This is a genomic window from Microcoleus sp. D2_18a_D3, assembly GCF_036702455.1.
In the GTDB taxonomy this organism is placed as follows: domain Bacteria; phylum Cyanobacteriota; class Cyanobacteriia; order Cyanobacteriales; family Microcoleaceae; genus Microcoleus.
The window spans coordinates 1-4496 of sequence record NZ_JAUBTK010000175.1; the positions used below are offsets into that span (position 1 = coordinate 1).

At 44.3% G+C, this 4496-nt stretch carries 4 protein-coding genes; all 4 read right to left on the reverse strand.

Features of this window, described 5'->3' with window-relative positions:
- Positions 1-66 precede the first annotated feature (66 nt).
- The gene (locus QUB06_RS34090; protein WP_333439209.1) at positions 67-2517 is read right to left on the reverse strand and encodes a CHAT domain-containing protein; all 2451 of its coding nucleotides are present in this window, start codon (positions 2515-2517) and stop codon (positions 67-69) included.
- Between the two features lie 58 nt (positions 2518-2575).
- Positions 2576-3337 carry a DUF1822 family protein gene (locus tag QUB06_RS34095; protein WP_333439211.1) on the reverse strand — a complete coding sequence of 254 codons (762 nt, stop codon included), beginning with the start codon at positions 3335-3337 and terminating at the stop codon, positions 2576-2578.
- Complete coding sequence (locus QUB06_RS34100) at positions 3334-4029, reverse strand: hypothetical protein (RefSeq protein ID WP_333439213.1); 696 nt, start codon at positions 4027-4029, stop codon at positions 3334-3336. Before QUB06_RS34100 ends, QUB06_RS34095 begins: the two co-directional genes overlap by 4 nt.
- A gap of 137 nt (positions 4030-4166) precedes the next feature.
- The gene (locus QUB06_RS34105) at positions 4167-4445 is read right to left on the reverse strand and encodes an HNH endonuclease (protein WP_333439215.1); all 279 of its coding nucleotides are present in this window, start codon (positions 4443-4445) and stop codon (positions 4167-4169) included.
- Positions 4446-4496 lie beyond the last annotated feature (51 nt).

The window sequence follows — 4496 nt, forward strand, 5'->3', positions numbered from 1 at the left end:
AACGCGTTAAATTTAACTCGAATTATCCTGCTTAATGTTTTGTTACATAAATAGGTTTTTTCCCGCCTACCTACTTAGCACTTGGCAACTAGGTGCGTAACGAATCAAAAACTTGTCACCCAAATATCGGTTGTCTCCAATGGGCAGTGCAGCGAAGGGGATTTGGTGAAGGGCAAAATGAGGAACTATAATCAGTTCCGAAATTCCTTCTAAATGCCACAAAAGCAGGTCATTTAAATTTAACAGTTTGGCGATTTCAGCTAGCATCTCAACTAACTCTTCTTTCCAAGAATCTTTATCCTCAACATATTGTCCTAACCAATTTTTGAAAATCCATTCGTGCAAATCCTCAAATCCTAAACCAGCGCAGCTTTGCAGGCTAATCTCGTTTTGCCGCACGACGAAGATAAAGGTGTCGCTAACAGTGGTGTAAAAGCTAATAATTGCAGTGGTGGGTTTGTCGATAAGCTGCTGGATGGATGGGAATTTGAGAGGATTGACTCGAATTTGACCCGCAAGCACCGGATCTAAACGGCGAAGTTGTTCCCAAATTAGGAGTTTTTCAGCTTCCAGATCAGCTATTGTTTGATTGTAAGCTGCTAGTGCTGCACGGCTGTTATCAAGTTTGCTATTATCAAAGTCTTTGCTAGGTTGATTGCGCCCTCGTTCCTGGTCAATTTGTTGCTGTAGGCGTTCAAAATCCTGTAAATACTGTTGGATTTCAGCCGGAATTTCTGCACTTGAATAGAGGTCATTGCTTGCCATTAAGTCTACGAGGCGTTTAGAGCGCGATCGCTCTACATATTCAACAGCTTTATCTAACTGCTTGTTATTGATGCAAGCTTGCACGATGTTTGGGTAAATGTCGATCGCCTCTTCCAAAATTTCTTGGCGGCGAAATTCAGAAGTTGCCCAAGTACGCCTGGTTTCTACGGCTTCGATCGCGATACCGTATCCCTCAATGGCTAATTTCCAATCTTTTATTGCAAATCCTATTTTTCCAAGGGTTTCTCCAGCGCCCGAGCATTCAAATGGGAAAGCAGTTGGCGTACAAACTGTTAAAGCCAATCGATAACAAGCGATCGCTTTTTCGTGTGATTCAACCATGAAGTAACATTTACCCAGATTCATTTGAGCCATAGCCCACTCTCTAGGAAACTCATCCGGGTTAAAGACTTTTAAAGCAGATTGATGGGCGACAATAGCCATTTCTAAATTCTCATTTCGATCGCCCTTACGTCGATGCACGTAAGCGTTACCCAAATTAGTTTGCACTCCTGCCCAATCTGCGGGGAAAATGTCTTGAGTGTAAACTTGCAAAGCTTCGAGATTAGCTGCGATCGCCTTCTCAACATTTTCTACCGGATCGCCGTGAATTCGGTGGCGGTAAGCAGATGCCAGATTTATTTGAGTTTGCGCCCAAAGTTGAGGAAATTCTTCGCGGGTGCGGAATAACAGGGCGTTTTGATAACACGCGATCGCTTGTTCCAAGTTTTCCGCCTTGTCGCCACAAATGCGATCGCGATAAATAAGACCTAAATTGTTTTGAAGTTGAGCCCATGCTTCAGGCATTGCTTCGCGGGTGTAAACTTCCATTGCTGTGCAACAAGCGATTCTTGCTAATTCTGCATTCTCTAACCGATCTCCGCGAATTCGGTTGCCATAAGCAATAGCCAAATTCTTTTGAATTTCTGCCCACATTATGGGACGAGATTCGCGAGTCAATACTTGTAGGGCATTTTGGCAGCAGGCGATCGATCGTTCTAGATTTTCGGCGCGATCGCCCTTCAAACGGCGGTGATAAGCATTACCGAGAGAGTTTTGACAAGCTGCCCACTGTTCTGGAAAAGCTTCGTAGGTTAAGACGGTGACAGCAATTTCATAACCTGCAATGGCAATCTCTAAATTATTGGCTTCATTTCCTTTTTTAAAGTCATGGATGCAGTAGCTCAACATCATAAGTCGAGCAGCGATTCCTTTTTTCCCTGCGGGTGGTGCTTCAGATAGTATCGCAGACGAGTGATATCGCAACACCTTAACAAAGTGTTCATCAAGTTGAGCTTGATTAGCTTCAAGCACGACGTTAATTTCTGGCACTATCCTTTGGTCAACCGTTTGGAAATTCCTGCGACTCTCTGAAATAGCGTCTAATAATTGAAAGAATAAACGAAACCGGGTTTGCTCTTGGATGGAATCCCATTGCCTGAGAAAATTTTCTTGGGAACAAATAGTGGGCTCGACGCTGAAAAAATTATTGTTTAATCCCAGTTCTTGAGTTAAAATAACAGCCCAACCAATTAAAAATTTAGCCCTCGTAAGCTCCTTATCTGCTACCAAAATCGTAGCTACCATTGCCATCATTTCCACCAAACCCGCGTCAATCAGATGGGCGTGATTCCCTAAAATCTTGAGTTCTCTGCCACTAGGACAGTTGAGGAGCGCTTGAATCAGCTTGAAATAAGCTTTCTGCCGTTTTGTCGCTGGGGGAGTTTTCTTAGGGCCGAATCCTTTTGCCATATTCTTTACAGGTTACGAAGGGGATACTACGTATATACATCAGCCATCCGCTCCAAAATTACGCAGCATCTCTCCATATTTCTGCTAACTTCTCCAGCAGTGCTTCGGCTAAATCTTCTAAATCAGTGTCGGCGCTATCTGCACTTTCACGAGTAAACTCCCCTCCTGCGGTACTCCCAGCTAACATCTCTCCCCCTGCGTACCGCCACTCATACTCGTCGCAAGTTCGATAAATACGCTCTAATTGGGCAACAATATTGCTCTGCGATTGAGTTTGGATCGTAGATCGCACCTGTACCGCCACCGGATCGTCTGTTTCTAAGAAGGCGATCGCTTCTTCTAAACGAGTAATCTGTTCGATTAAATTGTCGATCGGCATCAGTTCTGCTACTGCTATTTGTTGCGGTGGATTTGAGCTATCTAAGCTTGGAGCAAATCCCAATAGCTGCACGGAGTCCAGGCGAGCGCTAAACTGTACTCCCACATATCCAATCCGATTTTCTATTACTTCTTCGGGTAAGAGAATGGTTGTTTCACCAGGTAAAACTGGGCGGCATTCTAAGGAACCAATGCCAGGAATTACCAAGTCAGCGACATTAGTTAGTGTCGTTTTTGCTGGATTGAAGCTATCAGAACCTTCCCAATGTGTTTCTATTTGCAGCCATTTTAAATAGCTATGAACTGCGTAAACTGCCAGTGCATTCAAGTAAACTCGTTTTCCTTTTTGGACTGTACTTTGAACGGCTGCCAACTGTCGCGCCATTTCGTGAGCTTTTAATTCTAGCGGTACTGTTAACAGAGGTAGTTCTGCGATGTTCATGGTTTTAGTTCCTGTTTATATCCTAGAGTGCGGGCTATTTCTTGCAACGAGGGTTCGCATTTTCTGTTCCAGTGAGAATTCAGGGTTGTGTAATTAACCTTTAACTCTTTGGCTAAGTCTCGAAACTTGTCAGGAGGTTCTTTTAATACTCTTCTCATGCTGAGGAATTGGCAGTTGCACTCCGGGTTAGAACGAGGGTAGCTATTTCTTAGCTTGCCTTCTGGATCTTGCTCTATGTAAAGTTCTAGTTGGAGACCTATTCGCTGAGTGGTTTCTTTCTGAACACTTTCAATCATGCCATCCAACCCGCTGAGCGGAAAATCAGGTAATAGTTCGAGCCGAGTTGTTTTCCCAATATCTGCTGCGATCGGTGCATCTAAACTAATTGGAGCATCTTTGTCAGGAGAATACAAATCTTGAATTCGCCGACGCAAAGTGCCGTTGATCCAGTTGACAAAACTTTTTGAAACAGAAGGCGATCGCGGTTCAAATTTAGCAATGTCGCGGCTGACCCATGCTAAAGTAAGGTTGAGGGCTTCAGGATAATTTTGATGGGCTGATTTTTTGAGTCCTGGTAGTTGCTGAATTTCCCATAAGAGCTTGTGCATGGCCGATCGCCATTTTCTACTGTTAGCTGGGTTGTGGCGCACCTCTGCAATTAGAGCGCTTAACCGTCCATCTAGGTCATCCATGCGACTTTTTTGAGGAGCAAGTTAGTTTGTTAGACATCTCCCATAATTCTTGTGGAACAGGCATCCTGGCTGTTCTTGACAGGCTTTTTGGGAGATGTCTATTAGCTGCTATGAAAATTCGCGATCGTGCGAAAATCCTAAGCTATTTTCTCATGTGGTTGAGCTCTTTGTGTGCGTAAGTTCTTGCCGTCCGGAGGTTCGAGGCTATTTCCACGCGAGTTATTGCAACTGAAGCAGGCTAAACGCAGGTTGGAGAGTGCGTTAGACCCGCCTCGGCTTTTCGGGAGTAAGTGTTCGATGGTTCTTTCTGATTTCTGCATCGACTTGTTGCACCAGTGGCAGCGGTTTCCGTACAGTTCCAGAAGTTGGCGTCTTTTGTTGCGTCTTGAAGCCTTGTCATTACCAACATTTTTCAAACGACTGGGTTGTAAAATCAGCAGCCCAGCACATATCCATCAATCGACTAA